Source organism: Necropsobacter rosorum (assembly GCF_964241405.1).
In the GTDB taxonomy this organism is placed as follows: domain Bacteria; phylum Pseudomonadota; class Gammaproteobacteria; order Enterobacterales; family Pasteurellaceae; genus Necropsobacter; species Necropsobacter rosorum.
Map to the genome: position 1 here is coordinate 430,599 of NZ_CAXSXF010000001.1, position 22,037 is coordinate 452,635.

A 22,037-nucleotide genomic window follows, 5' to 3' on the forward strand; every position below is an offset into this window, starting at 1 on the left:
GATGTATGCCCTACCAACCATTAAGACGTTGTACCTATCCCGGTTGTCGTAATCGTGTTAAGTCCGGACGATGTGAGGCGCATAAGTCAAAGGACGAACGCCCAAACAGTAGCGCACGCGGTTACGACCATAAATGGAGCAAATACCGCGCCCAATACTTAAGGCATCATCCCCTTTGCGTGATGTGCTTAGAGCAAGGCAAATATACACCGGCGACAGTGATAGACCATATTAAGCCGGTAGAGAACGGGCAAGCCGATCCGTTGTTCTGGGTGGCAAGCAATCATCAGCCCTTATGCCGTGATTGCCATAGCTATAAAACAAGAGTGATCGATCAACGCGGATTTGGCGCAAAAAAGTAAATAAATATCAACAGGATATAAACGATTACTAAAAACTTAGTAAGCGATTTTTCTCAATGTTGAGTAAAACTTACCGGGTGGGGGGAGTTTCGAAAAGAAAAGGACAAGCCCACGGAACCGCCCGCCTAATCAAATTTTTACGCAAGGCAATTTTTTTGAAAATAAGGAAATCGGTCTCCTCAAATTTGAGGAGAGCAACGCGACCAAATTTGGGCTCGTTAAACCAATCCAAAAATGGATTCGTTAAAGGAAAAAGAATGACAACAAAAAAGAAAACCACACACAACCCGCCGAGCTTTTTAGATCCGGTGGCTAAGAATGCATGGAAAGCACGAATCAACCAACTTTTAGAACGTGGCGATATACAAGAAGCCGATTTAATTCACCTTGAACTTTATTGTGTGAATTATTCCCTTTTCCGCAGTGCGGTAGCTGATATTGCCAAAAACGGCTTTTCGATTGTAAACAGTCAAGGCACACAATCACGCAATCCGGCACTTTCAGCAAAAGCCGATGCCGAAAAAGTGATGATTAAAATGTCTTCCTTGTTAGGTTTTGACCCGGTTAGCCGCCGTAAAAATCCGGTAGAAACAGAAACGGCAGATGCCTTAGATGAAATTCTCACAATGTAGGTGAAAAATGGAAATCTGGCACGACTACGCAAAGAAAATTCAATCAGATGAAATAGTGGCTTGCCGAAAGATAAAACAAGCCGTAGCGCGTTATTTTGAGGATTTAGCAAACCCCTGTTATTTCTTTGATAAAAGTGCGGTTGAAAAATTCCTCGCTTTCTCAAAATTATGCCCGCACGTCAAAGGACACTTGCGGGGGCAGCCTATTGAGCTTTCAGACTGGCAGCAGTTTCTTTTTGCTAATATTTTAGGTTTTAAACATAAATCTACGGGATTAAGAAAATACCGTTCCGCTTATATCCAAGTGGCGCGGAAAAATGCGAAATCCACCGTTGCCGCCGTGCTGGCAAATTGGTTCTTGATTATGGAATCTGGCCAACAAGATATTTATACTGCAGCAGTTAGCCGTGACCAAGCCCGCATTGTGTTTGATGATGCCCGGCAGATGTGCCTACTCTCCCCGCTATTGAAAAAACGGCTCAATATTCAGCAGCATAAACTTATCAACCCGAAATCAAACAGCTTAATGCGTCCGCTGGCGGCAAAATCCTCCACCATTGAAGGTACAAACCCAAGTTTAGCCATTGTGGACGAATATCACTTACACACGGATAACAGCGTTTACAGTGCGTTAGAATTAGGACAAGGCGCACGCTCGGAAGGATTATTATTTGCCATCACTACGGCGGGCAGTAACGTGATTTCCGCTTGTAAGCAGCATTATGATTATTGCGCGCAGATCCTTGAAGGAAACGAACAAAACGATAGCTTATTTGTACTGATTTTTGAATTGGACGAAGAAAGCGAAATTGATAATTCGGCGAACTGGATCAAAGCGAATCCGAATATCGGGAAATCCATTCCCTACCTTGATTTTGAAAATACCATTAAGAAAGCCCGTGGTATTCCTTCCGAATGGGTGGAAATGCTTACCAAGCGTTTTAACGTCTGGTGCCAAGGAACAACACCATGGCTAGGCGAAGGCAATTGGGCGCAATGCGCACGAAATTACACCGAAAGCGACTTACTTCATCAGGATTGTTATCTAGGCTTGGATTTATCCAGCACTAACGACTTAACCAGCCTTTGTTACACCTTCCCGCAAGGGAAAAAAGTGCGGTTGATTACCCGGCATTATATTCCCGAATTTCAGCTTCATAACGTAGCGAATAAGAACCGCGCGATTTATCGAAATTGGGTGCGCCAAGGGTGGTTAATTGCCACAGAGGGCGACTGTATCGATTATGACAAAATCCGCGATGATATTCTTAAAGACGTGGAAAGCTTCAATATCAAAATGATCGGCTTTGATGTCTGGAACGCCACGCATTTAAGAACCCAATTACAGGCGGCGGGCTTGGATGTAGAACCTTTCCCGCAAACTTATCAACGCTTTAGCCCGGTGGCAAAAAGTGCGGAAGTGTTGATTAATCGCCAAGTGATAGAACACAACGGTGATCCAGTGCTTGCTTGGGCGTTATCCAATGTCGTAATGGAAACCGATGCCAACGCCAATATTAAGCCAAACAAGAAAAAGGCAGCAAATAAAATCGATCCGGCAGTGGCTTTCTTGATGTCATTCGGTACCTATCAACTTGAATATGGCGATTTGATTTTTGAGTTATCAGAAGAACATAAACAGGCATTAGAACTATTTAATGGTATTGATTTATAAGATGTAAAATATTTTCGTTGTGCCATTGAATCTTTCTTCTCCCATTGCTATGTTATCTGGCATGATTACGATAAAAAGCAGGGGTTAATTATGGAATTGGCATTCCGTTTAATACAGTGGATAACCGCCTTTATTTTAGTTGTTTTAGCAATAGTTATTCTTGAAGATCGGTGGATAGTTGTAGTTTCAGGTTTATTCGGCGGATTTTCGTTTTTTATCGGTTGGCTTATTTATGATGAATATAAGTGTCGAAAAGAAAATAAACGGCTGGCCACCGAATGGAAAAAAAGAAAGAATAGCTGGGTAGAATATGAAATAAATCGCCCGATTACCCAAAAAACCTTACAGAAAAAACAGAGACCTATTATTACCGGTACAGTGAGCCGAGTAAATGCTAGAACTGGCAAAGAAACTGTTTTGGCGAATGTCAAGGTTGATCTTAAAGACGAATAACCTAATAAAACGCACCTAGGCTGATCCCCGAAAGCAAGACACCTTATCTTGTTGGTGCGTTCCTATCATAAGGGAAAATGCGAAAGGGGCATTTTATGAAAATATCACTACCAAAAAAGAAATCATATTCTTTAGATGAACTACCAGAATATTTAGCAAAAACATATCAATTAGATTTATCACACGATGATCTTATTGTGTACGCAAGAGAAAATAAATTAAAAACTTGTATCAGACTAGAAGGAAACGCTAAAGGTTTATATTCTGTGGGTAGAATAAAATTAGATGAACAAAACTTAATCCCTGTTTGTTATCCGCCTACTGCTGTATTTTTCAATTCAACAATTAAAAAATCATTTCTTCCACACGACTTACATTTAGAAGATGAATATGCCTGTTTCGGGGCTAGAGTACCTTTAATTAATGCTATCTATAAAGAAATTCAAGATGACAATTTAGACTTCTATTCAGCAACAAGGAAAGCAAAAACTAATATTAATGAATTTATTGAAAAGTCAGACTATGCCCCTGAATATGAGTATCAATTGTCATTAATACCCCAAAAATTTTCTTTTTCATTCTCAGCAGATTTCTATTTGCCTAGAGATATTTATAATACAAGCACTCGTTTATTGGATTCTCACATAATTTCAATAGATTTCACAGATGATTATTTATATCTATTGGGGAATACAAATAAGGAAAATATATTTATTAATTTAGCTATAAACACAAGAATAGCACAGCCTATTGGCGTTCATTTTAAAGATATTGAAATTTTACATCGTGATTTAATGGAATTCTTAGGAATTAGTGAAGATCCAGAAAATAACATAGATGAACTACACAAAGAAATTGATAATTTAAAAGTTGAATTAGCAGAAAAAAATAACCAAATAACCGAATTACAAGCCGCACTTAACGATAAGAACATACCTATCTTATTAGGAGAATGTAGAAAAGATGACCCTCTCAAAATTGCTATTGAAGTGCGCAATAAGTACTGGGCTGACTATCCCGAAAATGTGAAATCTAACAAACAAATTCAGAGTTATATCATGCGAGACTATGATGTCACTAAAACAACCGCCGCCGAAATAGAAAAAATAGCTTGCCCTATCGACAGAAAGAAAAATTAAATTTTTCTATAACTAATTGATTTTATTATATCCCGTCTATATAGGCGGGATATTTTTTTATAGCCCTCTATATCTACTCCCTATATCTCAAATGATTTAATACCTCCCGTAGCGCTACACAACCTAACAAATGTTTAACTAACGGAAGGTATTTTTTATGAACAGACCTCAAACCCAATCTAAAAAATTAATCAGCAAAGCAGATGTATTACATTTGGTTTCTTTTGGTGGCACTAAATTAAACGAATTAGTTAAAGCCAAACAATTCCCACAGCCGATCCGCTTTTCTCAAAACTTTATCCGTTGGGATTTAGATGAAGTGAATACGTGGATTGAAGAACAAAAAGCCGCACGAGTTTAAGGAGGGGATTATGAACACTAAACAAGCCAAAACCGAAATTACCGCCCTACTTAGTCACCCTTTGAATTTATTTGAGGGCGTAGAGGGGATTAATGCCCGAGATGTGCATAGACTTTTGAAAGTCGGTCGTGATTATTCAACTTGGATTAAAGCTCGAATTAAGCAAGCCGGTTTTATCGAAAATCAAGATTTTGCCATTGTAGAAAATTTGAGCTCCCCCGTTTTGGCGAGCTCAAAAAATAAACACTCATCAATGGCACGACCTCAAAAACTCATTGACTATATCATCACCCTAGACACCGCCAAGCACCTTTGCTTGATGGAGAAAAATGAAATCGGGCGGGCTATCCGACAGCACTTTATTGAGGCAGAGAAACAGCTCAAACAGGTTGCGCCAAAGGTTTATCGGAACACTTTAGCCAAAACCCTTGAACGATTGGAAAGTATCGACAGAAACCGAGAAATGACAGATGCAATCAAAGCACGGTTGCAACGAAACGGCACACCGCCGAAACCCTATCATTACAGCCAAGAACAAGAGATGTTAGACAGCTTAGTGCTTGGGGTAAACGTTCGCAAATGGAAAGCCCTCAAAGGGATTAAAGGCAACGTGCGGGATTATTTCAATGTGGCGCAACTTCGCTTATTGAAAACACTACAAACTACCAACGCCGCACTTATTGAGCTTGATACCGGCTATAAAGAACGCAAGGCGCAGTTGCAGAAATTAAGCCAGCGTTATTTAAGCGAGCAGTTAGCAGCATAGAGAAAAGAAAAACGCCGCAAGGCTCACCCAAGCGGCGTAATTCCTACCTTAAGACTCACTCAAAAGGTAGAAAGTCTAAATTACATGAAGTCAGAAACCACGAAAAGAGCGATTACGAACCCAAGACAAGCTACATCGTCGTTTCCTGATTCAAATTCATAAAGAGGAAATCAAAAATGAATTTAAATCATTTATATTATAAACAATATGAAAATATTTCACAATATGACACTTTACAAAGTGCGGTCAATTTTGGCATTATTTCCCCGCAGTCGCAAAAAACGATTGCCGAGCCTCGAAACTCGAAGAATAAAACATTGGCGCATAGCACGCCTTACGCGTGTTTTTTTATGCGTGATTTACACACACCTAAAGAACGCCTAGCGCGTCTATCTATGGTAGCGTGTAGCGGGAAAGGTTTCGCCCTTTGCTGTGTTCCAATGTTCGCAGTTTTCGAGCCCGTTACACGTTACCGCCCAAGCCTCGAAACTTTAGCGGTAACTTCTAAAAATTCAACATTGGAGTTATCAGCAATGATCTATCTATTTTTAGGCATACGCCGCCAAGACTTAGCCAATACCGGCTTAACCTTCAACACGTTTCCATGCGCACGCATTGCGATTCAAGCCGACAACGAACAAGCCGCCCGCGCCAGACTGGCGAAAAACTGGCTTTTACTGCAGGCATGGCAGTTTAAAAACCGTTCTGAAATTCACCGCACTTTTATCAAGGGGGTGATTTATGCGTAATTTCTTCTTTGCTCAAGCTGAGCTACTTTTCCAAATGGAAGAATTAATCCGCCAGCTGGAGCAAGGCGGGGTAGAAGTTGACGAATCACGTCTTGCCGACCTGCTCAGCATTAACGAAACACTGTTCAACCGTGCAACGGAGTTACATTACAAGACTGCTATTTTGGTTAAGGGGGTGGCGCATGCGTAATCAAATTCCTACACACCGCGCACTGCCTATAGTGGAGGCCGGCAAGGTTGAACGCTCAATTTCTTATGCGAAAGCCATTTTAACGCTAATCCAGCATGACAACATAGAAGATGATGAAACAGATGATTTTATGACGTCTTCACGCATTATTCGCACCGCATTAAGCGCAGTCAGCCACTTTCTTGATCAGGCTGAAGAATCATCAAGTAAAGGGTTTTATTTAGTGCATGGAGGCAAAGATGACTAATTCGCCTTACAAAATCACGGTTTACGATAAGCAAGGCCGCTTTGATTTTGTCGGCCACTATCCGACATTTAAGCAAGCGTGCGAAGTCTCTGACTATTTGAAAGCAACGAATCTTTATTCAGAAATCAGAATTAGCAGCCCTGACGGATTAGGCGAGGAGGTGGAAAATGATTAAGCCGATGGACTATTCCAAACTAAACCCAATTGAATTAAAGGCAATATCTATTGCTTATCAGAATATGGAAAGAGAACAAGAGATACCGTTTGATCCGTCTTATCCTTATTTTTGCGCGGCATTAGAAGAGCTTGGTGCAACGCTAGAAACCTTTCCGTTAGTGAGCTTAGGTGGATTAAAAATCTTACACGATGAGTTATTGACCATTAATAAGCATTTATTGGAAATGAGCCCGAAACCACCATCACTCAACCCAGAAGAAATTGCAGGAAAGCTGACTAACGATGAAGTGATAGACGGGCTATTAAAAATTGGAATCATTACGTCTTTGGTTAATACATTCAGTTACATCCAGAAATTAATATCGATGCGAATTGCTATGCTGGAAAAAGGCGTACTAATGGAGGCTGCAAATGAGCAGATTAATTAATGCACCGCATTTACTAGATCAGGTTAAAGAACCTTATTCCGATTTAATCATTCTTGCCGGGCATAAAGCTTGGCAAGCATGGAATAATGGAAAAGGGGAAGAATGGCTATTATTATGCAGTTTAATTGAGGGGTTAGAACCCGATCAAAAGCCTGTGATTATTGGGAAGAAGCAGCTTAAAGATATCTCTTCTATTCGTATCGCAGAAGAAGATCAACAACTCATCAAATTCTTTCAGTATGGTGAATTAACTCAAGAAGAAAAGACGGCAATTTGCCTGAATCTTGCGAAAAATACTGAAGCAATAGAAGTAAAACTCTTTGATGCTGCCGCGCAACAGATTGAAGATTTAAGCGGCTATATTCAACGTTTACGCACAGATAAAAGTGCGGTCGATTTGGCGGATAAAATTGTGCCGGCGCCGAAACTGAAGGAAAAAGACGGCACAAATATAAAAGCCCGCGCTTTTGTGAAATGGCTGAATCTTGATATTACGCTGCACAGTTTGGATAAGGAGCTTTATTACTATACCGGCGTAAACTGGGAGATGATCCCCCGTTCAGAATTAGAGGTTAAAGCCGTTCAATTCTACGATGAACAGGAATTTACTTATAGTGCTCGCTCTATTGATTCAATGATTGATACGGCGAAGATTCAGGCGCCCAAAATGGGAGAGCAAGCCAAAGAGTTATTAGCCTTTAAAAACGGCGTGCTAAACCGCACAACGCTGGAATTCAGTCCACATTGTCGGGAGAACTGGCTAAGTTCATTTATCCCGCACGACTACACGAATCAGGCGGAAAATACACCGCACTTTGATCGTTGGCTGAATTTTGTTGCCGATGGCAAGGCAGATAAACAGCAAGCAATCTTAGCCGCACTTTACGCGATTTTAACGAATCGCCATAACTGGCAATTATTCTTTGAAATAACCGGCGATGGTGGCAGCGGAAAATCGGTATTTGCGCAGATTGCTACACTTTTAGCCGGCGAACAAAACACTGAAAGCGGTCGGCTGGTAGATCTCGATGAACCGCGCGGTCGTGAAAATTTTATCGGGAAAACCCTGATTATTTGCCCGGAACAATCCCGTTACGGCGGTGACGGTGGCGGATTAAAGAGCATTACCGGCGGCGATCCGGTGAATGTTGACCCGAAACACAAAACCAAATTTAAAGCCGTTATTCCGGCAATAGTGCTTATCGTGAATAACGAACCGACCCGATTCACCGAAAGAAGCGGTGGTATCGAGCGGCGCAGAGTGATTTTTCACTTTGATAAAGTGGTACCGGCCAAAGAACGTGATCCGTTGCTTATTGATAAAATTCAGAGCGAAATGGCGGGGATTATTTACAAGCTGATTCATGCCTTTGAACAACCTGAAAACGCCAAAAGGGCATTAAGGGCGCAGCAGAATAGCGACGAAGCATTAGAAATCAAGATGCAATCGGATCATTTAACAGTATTTTGTGGTCATTTCCTAACTACGCAAGAAAAGAACGGATTAGGGATTGGTAATGCCAAAACAGGGCTGCCACGAACGCACCTTTATCCCGCCTATCTAGTTTTTATTGAAGCAAATAATATTCAAAACGGCTTAAGTCTGAATAATTTTGCCGAAGCGTTAAAACAAGGTCTAGCGCAGCATAAAAATAAATTTCCTTACGCCCGCAAACGTATCACCGCCGGTATTGACAAAGGGAGGTATATTACCAATGTACACTTTAAAGATTTTGATGAATTCTATAATGAATATTTAAAACCAAATAGATAGAGAAAGGCGCGGTATAAAACCCGCGCTTTTTTATCTAAAAAGGTGAATGACTGGGTGAATAACCGCTTTTCACTCTTCACCTTATAACTATTTGATAAATAACAAAAAAGAAATTAGTGAACGGGTGAAGGCACTTTTTAAATATTTTACACACACATCACTTTTAACGTTCGCATTGTTCCACATAATCGCCCCAAAGTTGCATCACCGGCTTACGTTGTTCAAGAAAATCAGCTCTATCATAAATCTTGCCGGTTTGTGTTCCTGTCTTATGAGAGATACACATTTCAGCTACTTCATAATCAATACGCTGATCGGCTAAATAGGTTCGCCCGATAGTTCTTAATCCATGTGCGGTTTGTTTATCCTTATAGCCTAAATCAACTAACATTTTATTAATGGTTTGGCTACTCATTGGTTGATTTGGTTTCATCCAGCTTTGAAAAACATATTCGCTTTTTACAGACATATTTTTAATTTTGTTTAAAATTGTTATAGCTTGGGAAGATAGGGGAATGACAAACGGATTTCTTTTCTTCATTCTTTTAGCTGGGATAGTCCATAACGCTTTTTCTAAATCAATTTCAGACCATGTGGCGTTACTTGCTTCAGACGGGCGCACCATAGTTAATAGTTGGAATTTGAACAATAGCTTTGTTTGAATAGCAACGCTGGAATACATAACGGTTTTTATTAACTCTGGTAGTTCTTTTGGCGTTATTGCCGGGTTGTTGGTGGACTTTCCAAAACTGAATACTTCATTAATCTGTGAACAAGGATTAAAGGCAATCAAGCCATAATTCACAGCGAAGTTAAGCACTTCATTCAGCAGCCGAATAGTGCGCCTTAATGTATCTCCCTTACCTTGGTTATGGAGTGGTTCCAGTGCTTCAATAACCGTCTTTGGCACGACTTCATTTATTGATATACCACCAATAAAGGGAAATAGATACATTTCCATCCGCCGCCAATTCTTTTCTAATGTTTTAGCTTCTACTTCCTGCGCTTTCTTGAACTTCCAGCGATTAGCAATGGTAAGCAAGCTATTTTCTATATGCGCAATAGCGGCTTTCTGTTTTTGTTTTTTGTGTTCCTGCGGATCAATATCTTGAGCCAATAAAGAGCGATATTCTTCACGAATAGAACGGGCTTGAGCTAAAGACAAAGCGGGGTAAGTTCCTAACGCGATTTTAGTGCGCTTTTTAGTAAGCGGGCGGATATAGTTAAAGCGCCACGATTTAACGCCGCTGGTTAAGACTAATAGAAATAAGCCATTACCATCAGTCAATGTGTAAGGCTCATTTTTTGGTTTAGCTTTTTCTACTTCTGTATTGGTTAGGGGTTTAGTTATTCTGGGCATATTTTGTAACCATTAGGCTGATTTTAGTAACCACGGGAAAAGAATAATAGCACGTGGTTACAATCATGGTTACTAAAAAACGTGATTAGGGTCGAATCCTTACGAGGGGTTACGATAGGTTAAAATACTAAAAAGCCTTATTGTTACAGGGTTTGTTTGGTGCTTTTGATGAGTGGCGAAAGGTTACGATAAGTTTTTTGGTGCCCCCAACAGGACTTGAACCTGTGACCAATCGATTATGAGTCGACTGCTCTGACCGACTGAGCTATGGGGGCGGGACGAGTGTGGGAATTATATGTAAATACGGGGTTAAAGTCTAGAATCAGGCAATTGTCCGCGTGAAATTTAATCAGCAAAAAGCCTGATCAAAATCAGGCTTTCGGTTGTGATTATTCATCCAGGAAACTTCTTAAGGTTTCCGAACGGCTCGGGTGACGCAGCTTACGCAGCGCTTTCGCTTCGATCTGGCGAATACGCTCACGGGTAACATCAAACTGTTTGCCCACCTCTTCCAAGGTGTGATCGGTGTTCATATCAATCCCGAAACGCATACGCAGCACTTTTGCCTCGCGCGGTGTCAGCCCTTCCAGCACTTCGTGCGTGGCGGCTTTCAGGCTTTGCGCGGTGGCGGAATCCAACGGTAATTCTAAGGTGCTGTCTTCAATGAAATCACCTAAATGAGAATCATCGTCATCCCCAATCGGCGTTTCCATAGAGATCGGCTCTTTGGCGATTTTCAGCACTTTGCGGATTTTGTCTTCCGGCATTCCCATGCGTTCCGCCAGCTCTTCCGGCGACGCTTCACGTCCCATTTCCTGCAACATCTGACGGGAAATACGGTTCAGTTTATTGATTGTCTCAATCATATGCACCGGAATACGGATGGTTCGCGCCTGATCGGCAATGGAGCGGGTAATCGCCTGACGAATCCACCATGTCGCATAAGTGGAGAATTTATAACCGCGACGATATTCAAACTTATCCACCGCCTTCATCAGCCCGATATTGCCTTCCTGAATCAGATCTAAAAACTGCAATCCGCGGTTGGTATATTTTTTCGCAATGGAAATCACCAGACGCAGGTTAGCTTCCACCATTTCTTTTTTCGCACGGCGGGCTTTTAATTCGCCTTGTGCGACCCGTTCACAGATCTCACGGATCTGCTGCACGGTTAAACCGGTATCCTGTTCGATCCGAATCAGTTCGTCAATCGCCTGACGGATTGGCGCTTCATATTGCGCCAGTTTTTCCGACCAGGATTTGCCTGCCGTTAATGCTTTTACCAGCCAAGTATCCGTGGTTTCATGTCCGATGAAATCTTTCTGAAAAGTACTTTTCGGCACTTTCGCATTATCCACCACCATTTTCTGAATGCTGCGTTCCTGCTGGCGTACGCGCTTCATCATACCGCGCATGGAAATCACCAGCGTATCGAACTGTTTAGGCACTAAACGGAACTGGGTAAACACATCCGCCAGAATCTGAATCTGATCCTTGGCCGCCTTGCGGGTACGGCCGTGCTTATCAATTGCGTCCAACGTTTTTTGATATTGCTGTCTGAGTTCGGCGAATTTCTCACGGGCAACTTCCGGATCGATCGAATTATCCGAATCGCTGTCATCGGTTGAGGAATCCTCTTCGTTTTCCTCGTCCTCTTCGTCGTCAAGTTCCTCGTCGGAAATCTCCGCATCTTCATCCTCCTCATCATCGGACAATGATTCGTCAAGTTCCTCCACTTCCGACCCTTCCGCCGCATTCGGATCGACAAAGCCGGTAATTAAATCTGCTAGACGCATACCGCCGTCTTCAACCAGCGCATATTGATCCAGTAAATAAGTAATGGATTCCGGGTAAGCGGCGACCGCACTTTGTACTTCGTTAATCCCTTCCTCAATACGTTTGGCGATGTCAATTTCGCCCTCACGCGTCAGCAGTTCCACGCTGCCCATCTCACGCATATACATACGCACAGGATCGGTCGTCCGTCCTAATTCGGCTTCTACGCTTGATAACACCTGAGTGGCTTCTTCAACGGCGTCTTCATCGGTAATATTTTCATTCAGTAACAAATCGTCGGCATCCGGCGCAGTTTCCAGCACCTGAATGCCCATATCATTAATCATCTGAATAATATCTTCGATCTGATCCGCATCAACAAGCTCTTCAGGAAGATGATCGTTAACTTCCGCATAGGTCAAATAACCTTGTTCTTTGCCTTGCGCAATTAACAATTTCAACTGAGATTGTGGATTTTGCTCCATATTATATATCCGCCTCGATTCGTCATTATGGAAGATAAAATACGCCTGATTTTATCATTCTTATAGGTGATTCACTATTTATTTTGTTGCTTTTTGATCAATAATTGCGCCAGTTCCTGCTTTTCGTCCGCACTCAGCCCGCCGGCGCGTTCTTTGGCGATAAGCCTGTCGATATTTTTATCCACCAGCTGAAGATAAAAATATTTCAGGGTTTCGCGAAAGGTTTCTTCAACCTTCTCGTCTTCAATCAGATGGTTCCAGACCGCCAGAATTTCAAGGGGACGGCTATATTCCGTATCGCGCCAGTATTCCAGAATCTGCCCGGTGGTAATGCCCACCCGCTCGCGGCAAAGTGCGGTCAGTTTTTCGAATAAATCGAAACCGGGTTCATCCAGACTTTTTAACGCGCTCAAATCCGGTACCAACCGAATCAGCTCCGGATTTTGCAGCATTAATGCAATCAATATGCGCATCGGCGTACGTTTCACCGTCGGTGCGTGATTGCCGGCTTTCGCAGCGCTATCCGACTGTGCCGGGATCAGGCGCGCTAACTGCGACTGATCGAAAATCCCCAGTTTCTGTGCCAGCAGATTGCGCAACGATAAACGCAGCATTTCGCCCGGAATACGTTTAATCAGCGGTGCGGCCAGTGCGGCTAATTTGCCTTTTCCCTCGGTGGAGGAAAAATCCACCTGCGCGCTGAGGGTGGAAAACAGAAAATCGCTCAGCGACTGCGCTTTTTTAATGTAATCTTCAAACCCGTCTTTACCGTATTGACGGATAAAGGTATCCGGATCTTCCCCGTCGGGCAGGAAAATAAATTTCAGCTGCCGCCCGTCTTCCAGATACGGCAGCGCATTTTCCAGCGCCCGCCAGGCGGCATCCCGCCCTGCGCGATCGGCATCATAACAGCAGACAATTTGTTCCGTGGCACGAAACGCCAGCTGAATCTGTTCCGGCGTCGTCGCCGTACCGAGAGAGGCCACCGCATAATTGACGCCGAACTGCGCCAGCGCCACCACATCCATATAACCTTCCACCACCAACAGCATGGGCGGGTTGTCATCGGCCTGCAACGCCTCAAATAAGCCGTATAATTCGTTACCCTTATGGTAAGTCGGGCTTTCCGGCGAATTCAGATATTTCGGTTTTTCATCGCTGATCACGCGTCCGCCGAACGCAATGGTACGCCCGCGCCGATCGCGGATCGGAAACATAATCCGGTTGCGAAAACGATCATAAGGCTCACGCCCGTCGCGACGCGCCAGCATGCCGAGATCAAACAGCTTCTGCCGCTCTTCCCGATTCCGCCCGAACTGCTGCAGTAAGCCGCCGAACTGATTGGGCGAAAACCCGATCCCGAAACGTTCGATCACCTCCGTCGACAGCCCGCGCTGCTGCAAATAACTCTGCGCCGGAATATGCAACGGCAGCTGTTGCCGGTAAAAATGCGCAATGTCCTGCATAAGTTCATACAGATTACGTTTCGTTTGGTAATTCGTCTGCGCTTTGCCGTCAGCGTGCGGGGATTTCTCACGCGGCACTTCAAGCCCGTGCAGCGCCGCCAGCTCTTCCACCGCCTCGGTAAACTCCAGCTTATCGTATTCCATTAAAAAAGAAATGGCGTTGCCGTGCGCATGACAACCGAAACAATGATAAAACTGCTTTTTCTGACTGACCGTAAACGACGGGGTTTTCTCATGATGAAAAGGGCAGCAGGCCTGATAATCGCGCCCGGCTTTTTTCAGTTTTACTCTCGAATTGATCAGCTCGACAATATCGGTTCTTGCCAGAATATCATCAATAAATGAACGTGGAATCAAACCTGCCATCGAGTTTACCTCTATGCTTCGCGCCTATCCGTTAATTGAGAATATATGAAAGATGATAAGAAAACAAAACCGTGATTCCTGAAAGGTTTCACGGTCCGCTTAACTCGAGTTTTTATAAAATAGCTAATGATATATTAGTATAAACGTGTGTTACGTGCGTTTTCACGAGCTACGCGTTTAGCGTGACGTTTGGCACGGGTCGCGTTCTCACGTTTGCGAATAGTCGTCGGTTTTTCGTAAAATTCACGGCTGCGAACTTCCGCCAAAATACCGGCTTTTTCACAAGAGCGTTTGAAACGACGTAATGCAACGTCAAAGGATTCGTTTTCACGTACTTTAATTACAGGCATAAGCCATCACCTCAATATGGATTAATATTTTGCAAAATTTAGTGACCGTTTCGATAAACGGCTTATTCAAACTAATAAGGGTCGCAATTTTAATCTAAATCCATGCTAAAAGTAAAGGAAAGAATGATCTTTTGCGGCAAAATCCCGCGCCGAACTGGAGAAAACGGCGTAAACGGAGTAAAATCATCAGCCATTGCACAAACCGAGAAAGAGAGAACAGATGCGAGTTTTAGGCATTGAAACGTCCTGCGACGAAACCGGCGTCGCCATCTACGATGAAACCCGCGGGTTAATCGCCAATCAGTTATACACCCAAATCGCACTGCATGCCGATTACGGCGGCGTGGTGCCCGAACTGGCCTCGCGCGATCATATCCGCAAAACCGCGCCGCTGATTCAGGCCGCACTGCGCCAGGCGCATTTAACCGCCGCCGAAATCGACGGTATTGCCTATACCTGCGGGCCGGGATTGGTCGGCGCGCTGCTGGTGGGGTCGACGATCGCACGCGCACTGGCTTATGCCTGGGGCGTGCCGGCGGTCGGCGTTCATCACATGGAAGGACATCTGCTCGCGCCGATGCTGGAAGAAAACGCACCGCACTTTCCGTTTATCGCCCTGCTGGTTTCCGGCGGACATACGCAGCTGGTGCGGGTTGACGGCATCGGGCAATATCAGATTCTGGGAGAAAGCATTGACGATGCGGCCGGCGAAGCCTTTGATAAAACGGCAAAACTGCTCGGGCTTGACTATCCGGGCGGCGCGGCGCTTTCCCGTCTGGCGGAAAAAGGAGTACCGGCACGGTTCAGTTTTCCACGCCCGATGACAGACCGGCCGGGGCTGGATTTCAGTTTTTCCGGCTTAAAAACCTTTGCCGCCAATACCATTAATCAGGCGCTGAAAGACGAAGGCACACTGCGTGCGCAAACCAAAGCGGATATCGCTTATGCGTTTCAGCAGGCCGTGGTGGAAACGCTGGCGATTAAATGCCGCCGCGCGTTGCAACAAACCGGTTTAAAACGGCTGGTGATTGCAGGCGGCGTCAGCGCCAATCAGCAATTGCGCCGGGCGCTTGGCGAGCTGATGCAACAACTCGGCGGCGAGGTGTTTTATCCGCAGCCGCAATTTTGTACCGATAACGGCGCGATGATCGCCTATGCCGGATTTCTGCGTTTACAACAGGGCGAATCTTCTCCGCTGGAAATTGAGGTCAAACCGCGCTGGCCGATGACCGAACTGAACGCAATAAAACAGGCTTAAATATAACCGCACTTTAACCACGATTATGGCAAAACTTTATTTTTATTATTCCACCATGAACGCCGGGAAATCCACCACCCTGCTGCAATCCGCCTATAACTACCGCGAACGCAATATGAACACGCTGGTTTATACCGCCGCTATCGATGATCGTTTCGGCGTGGGCAAAGTCACTTCCCGCATCGGCATCAGTCAGGATGCCAAATTGTTCGGCAAAGACACCGATTTATTCAGCGAAATCGCCTTACAGCTGGCACAGCAAAAGCTGCACTGCATTCTGGTTGATGAAGCGCAGTTTCTGACCAAACGGCAGGTTTATCAACTCAGCGATGTGGTGGATAAACTGAATATTCCCGTGCTGTGTTACGGTCTGCGTACCGATTTTCAGGCGGAACTGTTTGAAGGCAGCCAATATCTGCTGGCGTGGGCCGATCAGCTGGAAGAGTTGAAAACCATTTGCTATTGCGGACGCAAAGCCAATTTCGTGCTGCGTTTAAATGATCAGGGGGATGTGGTAACAGACGGCGAGCAGATCCAGATCGGCGGCAATAATCATTATGTGTCCGTTTGTCGCCGGCATTATAAAGAGAAAATCGAAAACTAAAAAAACCACCTTCACGGAAGGTGGTGTTTCATCGCCAATAAGCCGGCAACGCAAAGGGGCTGTCGCCCCGATACCCGCCGGCCGACAGATAAGTCTGCCGCGATCACATTGATCGATTATCTGTTGCGTTCACGCCGTTCTCTGCGCGGGCGCTCATTAAAAGTGCGGTGGTTTTTTTCTTTAAATCGGCGGTCGCCGCGAGAAAAACCGTCGTCATGGCTAAAACCGCGCGCAAACCCTTGTTCCCCGTTTTTGCCGTTACGCCCGTTTCCCCGGCGCCGTTCGCCGAATTCCGGCTGCTCGCCGCCTTTTACCGCACCCAGAAAAGACATGCGCATTTGCTTATTCATCACCCGGGTTTTGTCGAACATTTGCAGCATTTCTTTCGGCATGCCCTGCGGCAGTTCTACGGTGGAATAATCGTCATACAGTTTGATATGACCGATATAACGGCTGTTAATATCGCCTTCATTGGCAATGGCGCCCACAATGTGCCGCACTTCCACACCGTCGCCGCGTCCCACTTCAATACGGTACAAATCCATCGGCTGCGGACTGCCGTAACCTCTGCGCTCAGCGGAACGGGAGTTTTCACGGCGATCGCGGCGCTCACCGCGTTCTGCGCGATCACGACGGGAACGTTTTTCCAGCACCGGATCCGGCGGTAAAATCAGTTTCTGTCTGCCCTGCAACAGCATTAACATTGCGGCGGCAATATCTTCCTGATCCTGATCGGCGGTAAACAGGTCTTCCAGCAGGCTGCGGTATTGCGGCAAATCATGATGCTCAAGTTGCTTGGTGATCTGCGCGACGAATTTTTTACGCCGGCAAACCTGCAATGCGCTGTGATCCGGCACTTCGACTTCGTCGATGGCTTTTTTGGTCAGGCGTTCAATATTTTTCAGTAAGCGGTTTTCACGCGGTTCGACAAATAACAACGCACGTCCCGCACGACCGGCACGGCCGGTACGCCCGATCCGGTGAACATAACTTTCCGCATCCAGCGGAATATCATAATTGACCACCAGACTGATGCGTTCCACATCCAGCCCGCGCGCCGCCACATCGGTGGCGACCAGAATATCCAGACTGCCGTGACGCAGGCGATCGAGCGTTTGTTCGCGCAATTGCTGGGTCATATCGCCGTTCAGCGCCGCCGCACGGAAGCCATGTTTTTCCAATAATTCGGTAATATCCAGCGTGCCGGTTTTGGTGCGGGTAAAGATGATCGCGGCGTCGAAATCTTCCACTTCCAGAAAACGCAGCAATGCCTCGTTTTTACGAAAACCGTGCACATACCAACAGCTTTGTGTGATATCCGGCGCAGTATTCTGAGTGGATTGAATCCGCACTTCCTGCGGCTCGTGCATAAACCGTTTGGTAATGCGGCGAATCGGTTCCGGCATGGTGGCGGAAAACAAGGCGGTCTGATGATGTTCCGGCAATTCCGCCATTACGGTTTCCACATCGTCGATAAAGCCCATGCGCAGCATTTCATCGGCTTCATCCAATACGATAAACTGTAATTCCGACAAATTCAGCGTGCCGCGGCGAATATGGTCAAGAATACGGCCCGGCGTACCGACCACAATCTGCGCGCCCTGTTTCAGCGCCCGCAGCTGAATATCATAACGCTGTCCGCCGTAAAGGGTAACGATCCGCATGCCTTCGCCGTGCTTAACAAAATGTTCGCAGGCATCGGCAACCTGAATCGCCAGTTCACGGGTCGGCGCCATCACCAGCATTTGCGGGTGTTTTTTGTCACTGTCGATCTGCGCCAGCAGAGGCAACGAAAAGGCGGCGGTTTTTCCGCTACCGGTCTGCGCCATGCCCAATACGTCACGTCCTGCCAGTAAGTGCGGAATACAAGCCTGCTGAATCGGCGAAGGGGTGGTGAAGCCTAAATCGGCAACGGCGTTAAGAATAAATTCAGGCAAGCCTAAATCGTTGAAAGTCATGTTAGTTTCAGTCATTAAAAAAGTTCTCGAATAAAAAAGGAAAGCACGACGGCTTTCGGTTCGACAAAGCATAGGTGTCGCCGGGAGAATACACGGATTCGGATCAAGATGCGAAAGCCATCAACTCATTCAGCTGCTCTGTATATTACATTGTTGTTCGGTAATACGTTTCACAACATGCACGATTGCGGGCAAGCCGAAGCGCCCCGCTTTTATTGCGCCTGAGCGCGTTTTAATTTCGCCAGCTCAAGCAGTGCAAAACGATACTCAACAAAGTTATACACCTGATTCGCCACGGCCAGTTTAAACAGCGTTTCCGCCTCTTCTGTTCGGCCTTGATTGAGTTTTTGTTTTGCCAGATAGAAATAGGTTTCGGTCAGAATCTCCGCATATTGCGGCGAGGCGGGATCAGCAAAATGCTGCGCTTTGTCCTGCAAATCCTCAACCGATAATTTACCTAAATAATATTGAACGATGTATGTGCCCCAGTATTGTTCCGATAAAGCGGCGGAACGGGCGGCCAGATTTTTCTGTGCATCGTCCGGTCTGAATTTCAGCTCGTTAAGATATAACCACAGCACGCGATACGGATCGGCTTTATCCGCCAGATAAAACTGCGTGAAATCCTGCTGCGCGAGGTTATAACGGCCGACATAATAAAAATTCAAACCGCGGTTTAAAAAGGTATATTCATAACCGGGATCAAGTTCCAGCACGGCATTGAAGGCTTCCAGCGCGCTGTCATAATCTTCATCCAGTAACAGATAAAGTCCCAGATAATTATATACCGCCGCCATTTTCGGTTGCAGCGCCAGCGCCTGCGTAAAATCATAACGCGCCAGCGCCCAGAGCCCGAGGCTGTCGTATAACACGCCCCGTTCAAAGTGCAGCGCCGCACGTTCTTCATTGCTCATGCGCCCCACAAGCAATACCTGACTGATCCGCACAATCATCACTTCCTGTTCGAAATGGATATTCGGATTCTGTTCCGCTAAAACGATCTTATTCTTTGAGACAAACGTTTGATTCGAACTCACGCAACCGGCGAGTAATAAAACAAAGCAGAAATTCGGTATGTACCATACGAATTTTAACAACCGAGGAAGTTGTGTCATGTCAAATAAGCCTTAAAGCACGGATATTGCTTGTTATTCCCCCGGATACCGGGGGATCAATAATATATCGTCACGGCAGGAACAGCGGACTGCCCAGCCATGACGATAAGACCTTGTTATGCCTGCTCGCTGTCAACAGTGTCCGCCGCTGCGGCCGCCTCTTCCCGTTTCGGCGCAAGATCTTTCATCGTCAGACGGATACGACCCTGACGATCGATTTCGACCACTTTAACCGTCACTTCCTGACCGACGGCAAGGTAATCGCTCACTTTTTCCACGCGTTCTTCCGCAATCTGCGAAATGTGCACCAGACCTTCTTTGTTACCGACAATCGAGACAAACGCCCCGAAATCCGCCAGACGGGTCACTTTACCTTTGTAAGTCTGACCGGCTTCCACTTCTGCGGTAATGTCTTCGATCCGCGCCATTACGTCTTTCACGGCGTTATTGTCCACCGCGGCGATTTTTACCGTACCGTCGTCGTCGATATCAATGGAAGTGCCGGTTTCTTCGGTCAGCGCTCGGATAACCGCGCCGCCTTTTCCGATCACATCTTTGATTTTCTTCGGATCAATCTTCATGGTGTGAATACGCGGCGCAAAATCGGAAATATCCGCACGCGGTGCGGCAATCGCCTGTTCCATCACGCCGAGGATATGCATTCTCGCCCCTTTCGCCTGATTTAAAGCGATTTGCATGATTTCCGGCGTAATGCCCTCGATTTTAATGTCCATTTGCAGCGCGGTGACACCTTCACGGGTTCCGGCAACTTTAAAGTCCATATCGCCCAAGTGATCTTCATCACCCAGAATATCGGACAAGACCACGAAATTATCCGCTTCTTTCACCAATCCCATGGCAATACCGGCAACCGCGGATTTAATCGGTACGCCGGCATCCATTAAGGCTAAGGATGCGCCGCACACGGAGGCCATGGAAGAAGAACCGTTGGATTCGGTAATTTCAGACACCACACGCACCACATACGGGAATTCCGCCAGCGTCGGCATGACTGCCGCTACGCCGCGTTTAGCCAGACGGCCGTGACCGATTTCACGCCGTTTCGGCGAACCGATCATACCGGTTTCCCCCACCGAATACGGCGGGAAATTATAATGGAACAAGAAATGATCGGAACGTTCGCCGGTCAGCTCGTCGATGATTTGAGCATCGCGTTCGGTACCTAATGTGGCAACCGCTAGGGCCTGTGTTTCACCGCGGGTGAAAATCGCCGAACCGTGAGTGCGCGGCAATACGCCGGTGCAAATATCCAGCGCGCGCACGGTATCGACCGAACGGCCGTCAATACGCGGCTCGCCGTTCAGAATACGGCTGCGCACAATTTGGCTTTCAAGTGCGGTGATAATATCGATAATTTTGCCTTCGCTGATGGTGTCATCCTGCGCGGTTAATTGCGCAATCACGTCAGCTTTAATGGCATCGATTTGGGCATAGCGCGCCTGTTTTTCGGTGATCCGGTAAGCATCGCCCAAACGGCTTTCCGCCAAGGCTTTTACCTGTTCGATCAAGGCATTGTCAGGCTGCGCCGGCGCCCAGTCCCAACGCGGTTTGCCCGCTTGCTGGGCGAATTCTTTGATCGCTTCCACCACCACTTGCTGCTGCTGGTGACCGAACACTACTGCCGCCAGCATTTGTTCTTCACTCAGAATGTCCGCTTCGGATTCCACCATCAATACCGCTTTGTCCGTTCCCGCCACCACTAAATCCAAACGGCTTTGTTTCTGCTCGTTCATGGTCGGGTTCAGCACGAATTGATCGTTAATAAAACCGACGCGCGCCGCGCCAATCGGGCCGTTAAACGGCACGCCGGATAATGACAGCGCCGCCGAAGCACCGATCATCGCCACCAAATCCGGGCTGATTTGCGGATTGACGGAAACCACGGTGGCCACAATCTGAATTTCGTTAAAGAAACCTTCCGGGAATAACGGGCGAATCGGACGGTCGATTAAGCGCGCAATTAAGGTTTCGCCTTCGGACGGACGGCCTTCACGTTTGAAGAAACCGCCGGGAATACGGCCCGCGGCGTAAGTACGTTCCTGATAATTGACGGTCAACGGAAAGAAATCCTGTCCTTCTTTGACTTCTTTTTTCGCCACCACGCTGACAAATACCGTGGTATCGTCCATGCTCGCCATTACCGCGGCCGTTGCCTGACGGGCGATCGCACCAGTTTCCAGAGTAACGGTATGCTGACCGTATTTAAACTGTTTTACAATTGGATTCACAATTTTTTCCTTATTATGTAATCGGTTATATTTTAACTAAAAAATAGGGCGGGATTTCCCCACCGCGCTGCTGCTTTATTTTCCCAATTGCGACTAG

22 protein-coding genes and 1 tRNA gene are annotated in these 22,037 nt (G+C 46.0%); 15 read left to right on the forward strand and 8 right to left on the reverse strand.

The window, feature by feature from the left end; translation table 11 throughout:
- The first annotated feature begins 5 nt into the window (after window positions 1-5).
- From ACESOH_RS02025 to ACESOH_RS02085, 13 genes are all read left to right on the forward strand, one after another.
- The gene (locus ACESOH_RS02025) at window positions 6-362 is read left to right on the forward strand and encodes an HNH endonuclease signature motif containing protein (RefSeq protein ID WP_032093380.1); all 357 of its coding nucleotides are present in this window, start codon (window positions 6-8) and stop codon (window positions 360-362) included.
- A gap of 257 nt (window positions 363-619) precedes the next feature.
- The gene (locus ACESOH_RS02030; RefSeq protein WP_077552166.1) at window positions 620-994 is read left to right on the forward strand and encodes a phage terminase small subunit P27 family; all 375 of its coding nucleotides are present in this window, start codon (window positions 620-622) and stop codon (window positions 992-994) included.
- A 7-nt stretch (window positions 995-1,001) separates the two neighbouring features.
- Window positions 1,002-2,669: a terminase large subunit gene (locus ACESOH_RS02035; RefSeq protein ID WP_373099343.1), complete on the forward strand. Its 1,668-nt coding sequence runs from the start codon at window positions 1,002-1,004 to the stop codon at window positions 2,667-2,669.
- 90 nt (window positions 2,670-2,759) lie between these two features.
- The gene (locus ACESOH_RS02040; RefSeq protein ID WP_032093377.1) at window positions 2,760-3,122 is read left to right on the forward strand and encodes a hypothetical protein; all 363 of its coding nucleotides are present in this window, start codon (window positions 2,760-2,762) and stop codon (window positions 3,120-3,122) included.
- A gap of 95 nt (window positions 3,123-3,217) precedes the next feature.
- Window positions 3,218-4,261, forward strand: coding sequence for a hypothetical protein (locus tag ACESOH_RS02045; RefSeq protein WP_032093376.1), 1,044 nt, complete (start codon window positions 3,218-3,220; stop codon window positions 4,259-4,261).
- A 157-nt stretch (window positions 4,262-4,418) separates the two neighbouring features.
- Window positions 4,419-4,622, forward strand: coding sequence for a helix-turn-helix transcriptional regulator (locus tag ACESOH_RS02050; protein WP_032093375.1), 204 nt, complete (start codon window positions 4,419-4,421; stop codon window positions 4,620-4,622).
- Between the two features lie 10 nt (window positions 4,623-4,632).
- Window positions 4,633-5,388, forward strand: a complete 756-nt coding sequence (locus tag ACESOH_RS02055) for an antA/AntB antirepressor family protein (protein ID WP_032093374.1) — start codon at window positions 4,633-4,635, stop codon at window positions 5,386-5,388.
- Window positions 5,389-5,564: 176 nt separating this feature from the next.
- The gene (locus ACESOH_RS02060) at window positions 5,565-6,137 is read left to right on the forward strand and encodes an ash family protein (protein ID WP_373099345.1); all 573 of its coding nucleotides are present in this window, start codon (window positions 5,565-5,567) and stop codon (window positions 6,135-6,137) included.
- The gene (locus ACESOH_RS02065) at window positions 6,130-6,327 is read left to right on the forward strand and encodes a hypothetical protein (protein ID WP_032092582.1); all 198 of its coding nucleotides are present in this window, start codon (window positions 6,130-6,132) and stop codon (window positions 6,325-6,327) included. Before ACESOH_RS02060 ends, ACESOH_RS02065 begins: the two co-directional genes overlap by 8 nt.
- Window positions 6,320-6,574: a hypothetical protein gene (locus ACESOH_RS02070; protein WP_032093373.1), complete on the forward strand. Its 255-nt coding sequence runs from the start codon at window positions 6,320-6,322 to the stop codon at window positions 6,572-6,574. The genes ACESOH_RS02065 and ACESOH_RS02070 overlap by 8 nt, the downstream gene beginning before the upstream one ends.
- Window positions 6,567-6,749, forward strand: a complete 183-nt coding sequence (locus tag ACESOH_RS02075; protein WP_373099347.1) for a hypothetical protein — start codon at window positions 6,567-6,569, stop codon at window positions 6,747-6,749. Before ACESOH_RS02070 ends, ACESOH_RS02075 begins: the two co-directional genes overlap by 8 nt.
- Complete coding sequence (locus tag ACESOH_RS02080) at window positions 6,742-7,179, forward strand: hypothetical protein (protein WP_373099349.1); 438 nt, start codon at window positions 6,742-6,744, stop codon at window positions 7,177-7,179. Before ACESOH_RS02075 ends, ACESOH_RS02080 begins: the two co-directional genes overlap by 8 nt.
- Entirely contained in the window at window positions 7,163-8,953 is a 1,791-nt protein-coding gene (locus ACESOH_RS02085; RefSeq protein ID WP_373099351.1) for a DNA primase family protein, read from the forward strand. The genes ACESOH_RS02080 and ACESOH_RS02085 overlap by 17 nt, the downstream gene beginning before the upstream one ends.
- 163 nt (window positions 8,954-9,116) lie before the next feature.
- Here ACESOH_RS02085 and ACESOH_RS02090 read toward each other — a convergent pair whose 3' ends face one another.
- The 5 genes from ACESOH_RS02090 to rpsU all read right to left on the reverse strand — a co-directional run bounded on the left by ACESOH_RS02090 (window position 9,117) and on the right by rpsU (window position 14,756).
- Window positions 9,117-10,313 (reverse strand): tyrosine-type recombinase/integrase, encoded by a 1,197-nt coding sequence (locus ACESOH_RS02090; protein WP_373099353.1) that lies wholly within the window; start codon window positions 10,311-10,313, stop codon window positions 9,117-9,119.
- Between the two features lie 198 nt (window positions 10,314-10,511).
- Window positions 10,512-10,588: transfer RNA gene (locus tag ACESOH_RS02095), tRNA-Ile, on the reverse strand.
- A gap of 114 nt (window positions 10,589-10,702) precedes the next feature.
- Complete coding sequence (rpoD, locus tag ACESOH_RS02100) at window positions 10,703-12,574, reverse strand: RNA polymerase sigma factor RpoD (RefSeq protein ID WP_032093369.1); 1,872 nt, start codon at window positions 12,572-12,574, stop codon at window positions 10,703-10,705.
- A gap of 74 nt (window positions 12,575-12,648) precedes the next feature.
- Window positions 12,649-14,406 (reverse strand): DNA primase, encoded by a 1,758-nt coding sequence (gene dnaG / locus ACESOH_RS02105; protein ID WP_373099355.1) that lies wholly within the window; start codon window positions 14,404-14,406, stop codon window positions 12,649-12,651.
- Between the two features lie 134 nt (window positions 14,407-14,540).
- Window positions 14,541-14,756: a 30S ribosomal protein S21 gene (gene rpsU, locus ACESOH_RS02110; protein ID WP_005717672.1), complete on the reverse strand. Its 216-nt coding sequence runs from the start codon at window positions 14,754-14,756 to the stop codon at window positions 14,541-14,543.
- Between the two features lie 220 nt (window positions 14,757-14,976).
- On the opposite strand from rpsU, the gene tsaD reads away from it, so the two are divergent.
- Together tsaD and ACESOH_RS02120 are read left to right on the forward strand one after the other, a co-directional pair.
- The gene (gene tsaD / locus ACESOH_RS02115) at window positions 14,977-16,014 is read left to right on the forward strand and encodes a tRNA (adenosine(37)-N6)-threonylcarbamoyltransferase complex transferase subunit TsaD (protein ID WP_373099359.1); all 1,038 of its coding nucleotides are present in this window, start codon (window positions 14,977-14,979) and stop codon (window positions 16,012-16,014) included.
- A 25-nt stretch (window positions 16,015-16,039) separates the two neighbouring features.
- Window positions 16,040-16,618, forward strand: coding sequence for a thymidine kinase (locus tag ACESOH_RS02120; protein ID WP_032093366.1), 579 nt, complete (start codon window positions 16,040-16,042; stop codon window positions 16,616-16,618).
- Window positions 16,619-16,734: 116 nt separating this feature from the next.
- On the opposite strand, the gene ACESOH_RS02125 is transcribed toward ACESOH_RS02120, so the two are convergent.
- The 3 genes from ACESOH_RS02125 to pnp all read right to left on the reverse strand — a co-directional run bounded on the left by ACESOH_RS02125 (window position 16,735) and on the right by pnp (window position 21,940).
- On the reverse strand, window positions 16,735-18,591 hold the full coding sequence (locus ACESOH_RS02125; protein WP_373099361.1) for a DEAD/DEAH box helicase: 1,857 nt from the start codon (window positions 18,589-18,591) through the stop codon (window positions 16,735-16,737).
- A gap of 197 nt (window positions 18,592-18,788) precedes the next feature.
- Window positions 18,789-19,691 (reverse strand): lipoprotein NlpI, encoded by a 903-nt coding sequence (gene nlpI / locus ACESOH_RS02130; RefSeq protein ID WP_373099363.1) that lies wholly within the window; start codon window positions 19,689-19,691, stop codon window positions 18,789-18,791.
- 116 nt (window positions 19,692-19,807) lie between these two features.
- Window positions 19,808-21,940 carry a polyribonucleotide nucleotidyltransferase gene (gene pnp / locus ACESOH_RS02135; protein WP_373099364.1) on the reverse strand — a complete coding sequence of 711 codons (2,133 nt, stop codon included), beginning with the start codon at window positions 21,938-21,940 and terminating at the stop codon, window positions 19,808-19,810.
- Window positions 21,941-22,037: the final 97 nt, after the last annotated feature.